A 4,577-nucleotide genomic window follows, 5' to 3' on the forward strand; every position below is an offset into this window, starting at 1 on the left:
AAATCATTACTTTCTCTGGTGAAGCTCTTTAACTTAGGGACTTATGGCACAGCCCCCCTTTTTCTACTTTAACATTGAACTACACTCATTGCAGTCTGATAAATAGGAATTAACTGTTCAAAAACATCGTGTACTTCAGTAAGAAATTCTTCATTACTATGTTTACTAAAGTATTCTTTTGGAAAGATTTTTCCAATCTGAAACTCACCTTTTTTTACATTTTTCCATCTTTTCAAAGCTTCAATCATATCTGTGTTTGCGATCTTTTCACTCTTAGTTTTGGTGTGATCGAGCGACACATCAAAATCAGCCGGAATAGTAACTATTTTTTCTGGATTATCAATAAATACGGCAGCCATTTTTTCTTCTCCCTTGGGATTATCAATGAATGAAAGCCACAATGCAAGATAGTCCTTATTAACCGCTATTTGAAAATGCGGTTCCATTTTGTATCCCCTTTGTTGCTGACTAAATGCACACCACGTTATTTCTGGTGCATATTTTGTCCTCCTTCTGTGTTGTGCCACATGTGCATAAAACTCCTTGCCACACTTTAATTCAAAAAAAGGAACCAGCTTGTCTCCTAATAATTTAAATTCTGGCTGGACAGTTTCTCTGATGGCATGCATTCTTTCATCAAGACCTTGTACCAAAAATACATCAAATACATTTTCCGATATCATGTATATCCACCTCAAATTTCGCGATTTGCTTACTCAAATACCATCTGATTAACATACAGATTATAATAGAAGCCCTTATCTTTCAACAATTTTTGGTGGTTTCCGCGCTCTATTACTACTCCATCTTTTAAGACAATGATTTCATCTGCCTCTACGATTGTCTTGAGTCGATGGGCAATAACAAAACTTGTTCTTCCAGCAATAACATTATCCATTGCTTTTTTTATTTTTTCTTCTGTAACCATATCAACATTTGAAGTTGCTTCATCTAAAATTAAAAAGCTAGGATCAGTCAGCAAAGTTCTAGCAATGCTGAGCAATTGTTTCTGACCGACAGATAATATCGAATTTTCATCATCAACTTTAGTTTCGTATTTATCTGGCAAACTTTCAATATAGTCATGGATATGCGCCTGCTTCGCAGCAGAGATCATTTGAGCCTCTGTTGCTTCTGGTAATCCAAATTTTATATTATCAGCAATTGTCCCAGAAAATAAAACTGAATCCTGTAGTACAATTCCAACATTTTTACGTAGCGAATGCAATTCAAAATCTCTTACATCCGTTCCATCAAATAAGACCTCACCATTTGTTACATCATAAAAACGATTTAACAAATTCATTACTGTTGTCTTACCTGAACCAGTCGGTCCAACTAACGCAATCATCTTGCCTTTCTTCACATCAATATCAATTCCATGCAGAATCTCTTTTTCGCTGTTATATCCAAAATGAACATTCTTCAACTCAACTCCTTCATCAACCTTCAGAAGCTTTCGTCCACCCTTATTTACTTGCTCTTCAGGCTGTTTCAGCACAGTACTCAATCTTTTAGCACCTGTCAATGCCAATTGCAGCATAGAATACATGGATGTAATCTGCGTAATAGGCTGAAAGTATTGCTGCGAATATTGAACAAAGGTGACTACTAACCCTAATCCGACCGCCTTACCTACATCTCCATTGATCACCATCCAAGACCCATATGCTATGACAATTGCCAAGTTAAGCAACGACAATCCCTGCATCAAGGGGAAAAGCATACCTGAATACAATTGTCCTTTGAATGTCGACTTACGAACACGTTCATTTAATATCTTGAAATTTTCCACTGATTTTTCCTGCAGTCCATTAGTAATAATGATTTTCTCACCATTGATCTGCTCATTAATATATCCATTCAACTTACTAATTTCATCTTGCTGGTTGTCAATATAATACCTTGCCTTTCGAATAATAAAAAAGGCAATCAAAATCACGAAAGGTGTTGAAGCAACCGTAGCCAACGCAAGTTTTACATTCAATGAAAACATCATCCAGATGACTCCTATGTAAAGGACGATCTGTGAAATCAACTCAAAAATTGCTTGGTTCATCGCATTGAAAATGTTATCTAAATCTGATGTAAATAGCGACAATATTTTACCATCTTGATGTCTATCAAAATAGCTGATTGTCATTTTTTGCAACTTGCCAAACAATCCACGCTGCATCTTATTAGTTGATAGAGCATTTATTCGCGAAATCAACAAACTAGATATCAGCATCGTAAATACTGACAGGAGATAAAATCCTAGTATCATCCAAAGTGCATTATGAAAACTAGCTAAAGATGCACTTTGATGGGTTGCTGGATTCATATAAGCAACTAAATATTTACTAAGACTTGTCATGGCTTTTCCTAGATAAACCGGTGCTTTTATTTGTGCCCATGTGGAAATGATCGTTAATCCTACAACAAAGAACAGCCCTTTCCAGTACGGCTTTAAATAATGCTTAAAATATGCAATTGATAACTTAAAATCCTTCACTATGCTTGCCCTCCTATTCGTGAAAGTTGTGCAGCATATATCTCTCGATAAATTGGCGAATTCTCTAATAGCTCTTCGTGTGTTCCAATTCCAACTAACTCACCATCATCAAGCACCAAAATCGTGTCCGCCTTTATTACTGAGGATATTTTTTCTGCGATCATAAAGACCGTCGTTGCTTTCATTTCACTTTCAAGTGCCTGCTGAACCAATTTTTCGGACTTTGCATCCAATGCTGAAGTCGAATCATCAAGAATTAATATTTTGGGTTTACCTATGATTCCTCTAGCAATTGATAATCTTTGTTTTTGTCCACCAGAAAAATTAGCAGATCTCTCTTCTACGCGATGCTTTACACCGTCGTCATATTTATCAACAAATTCTTTTGCCTGTGCCACATCTAATGCCCATTCCATTTCTTCTTTCGTTGCATCAGATTTCCCTTGTTTCAAATTGTCCTCAATCGTACCAGAAAAAAGAATTGCTTTTTGCAAAACAAAGCTAACTGTTTTGCGCAATGTTGATGCAGCAATTGTCTGTAATTTCTTGCCGCCAATCTTAATATCCCCTTTTGTTGGGTCATACAACCGCGCAATTAATTGTGCCAACGTTGTTTTCCCAGATCCCGTAGAACCAACAATTCCGACAAAATTTCCCGGCTTGATCTCAAATGAAATATTCTTCAAAGAGTCTTCGCTGGAGTTAGGATATGCAAAGCTAACATTTTCGAACTCAACGTCTGAAGCTAACGTCTCTTCAACTGAACTATTACTAAATTCAACATCAGGCTTAGTTTCTAGCACCTCTTTAACACGTTTTATAGAGATCATTCCTCTAGAGGCCATTGTCATAGTCATAGCACCTATTATAATAGCGAACATTAATTGCATCAGGTAAGAAATAAATGATGCGACTGCTGCCAAATCATTTGGATGGCTTGTGATTTTAGCTCCAATAAGATAAACAGCCAATAGAATCATCAAATTTGAAATTAACATAAAAGCAGGTATCAGTAATGAAAATAAATATCCAATCGTCAAATTCAAGTTTTTCAGCTCACCTGCAGTTGCGGCAAATTTCTTGGTCTCGTTTGCTTCTTGATTGAACGATTTAACGACTCGAATACCTTGCATTGATTCCTTTGCAACTGTATTCATCTTATCAAGCCATTTTTGAAATCTTGCAAACAAATTACCCATGTGCGAAAAGACCGCACCTGTCAATGATAATATCAATACAATCATCAAAATTTCAATCCACCATAATCTAGGAATTGTAATGATTCCCAGTATAAATGCCCCTATAAAAAGTAGCGGAATCCGCAATATTTGCGTTAACATCGTCATTACTAGATTTAGAATCTGATTCATATCGTTAATTAACCGTACAACTAAACTACCAGCTGAAAATTTCTCAATATTCCCAAAAGAAAATTCTTGGATTTTATCGTATATATCCGCTCTTAAATCTGTTGTAACTGCTTGTGCCACCTTTGCAGAAAAAAAGGTACTAGTAATTCCTGCAACGATACCAATTAACGCCAAGACAATCAGCTGGATCCCGTAGTCATAAACCTCGTTACGATTATCCGCGATTATTGCTTTCATGATTGTCTGTAAGAGCTTAGGTTGCCACAAGGTACTTCCTGCCAGCACAATTACCGAAACAACGGCCCCAATTATAGATAGATAATTATTTTTCAAGTAGGGTTTTAAAATTCCCATATAAACTTTCACTCCTAAACATAGTTATTAAATATACTTAATTTTTAATTCCGATAGGTTTAAATTCCCATTAATATATATCCTCTTCTCAAAAATATTTTCCTCTTCCTGTGCGGTCTCGACCTCGCTCAAGACACTGTTTATATTGACGAAGACTTTCCATTCTTTAGGGAAGAATAATATTATTTCACTTAATGAACCATTAATAAATATATTTGCTTCATCATTTTGGAATTCAACATTGTCAAAATAAATTTTCAAGGACGCAATTCTTGAACTGATATCGACCTGTTCAAGATTATTTGCTTTGACATATCTGACACTACTAGACATGCTTTCACTAATCTTTATTTTTTTTT

The 4,577-nt window shown here is 35.7% G+C and carries 4 protein-coding genes; all 4 read right to left on the bottom strand.

Features of this window, described 5'->3' with window-relative positions:
* Positions 1–68 precede the first annotated feature (68 nt).
* Positions 69–683: a DUF1054 family protein gene (locus tag IV36_RS08080; protein WP_056991635.1), complete on the bottom strand. Its 615-nt coding sequence runs from the start codon at positions 681–683 to the stop codon at positions 69–71.
* A gap of 29 nt (positions 684–712) precedes the next feature.
* Positions 713–2,494, bottom strand: a complete 1,782-nt coding sequence (locus tag IV36_RS08085; protein ID WP_056991636.1) for an ABC transporter ATP-binding protein — start codon at positions 2,492–2,494, stop codon at positions 713–715.
* Positions 2,494–4,218, bottom strand: a complete 1,725-nt coding sequence (locus tag IV36_RS08090) for an ABC transporter ATP-binding protein (RefSeq protein ID WP_056991637.1) — start codon at positions 4,216–4,218, stop codon at positions 2,494–2,496. Before IV36_RS08090 ends, IV36_RS08085 begins: the two co-directional genes overlap by 1 nt.
* Positions 4,219–4,245: 27 nt before the next feature.
* Positions 4,246–4,577: LiaF domain-containing protein (locus IV36_RS08095; protein ID WP_420864921.1), on the bottom strand; the 332-nt coding region annotated here is incomplete at its 5' end.

The organism is Liquorilactobacillus mali (assembly GCF_001437155.1).
Lineage (GTDB): Bacteria > Bacillota > Bacilli > Lactobacillales > Lactobacillaceae > Liquorilactobacillus > Liquorilactobacillus mali_A.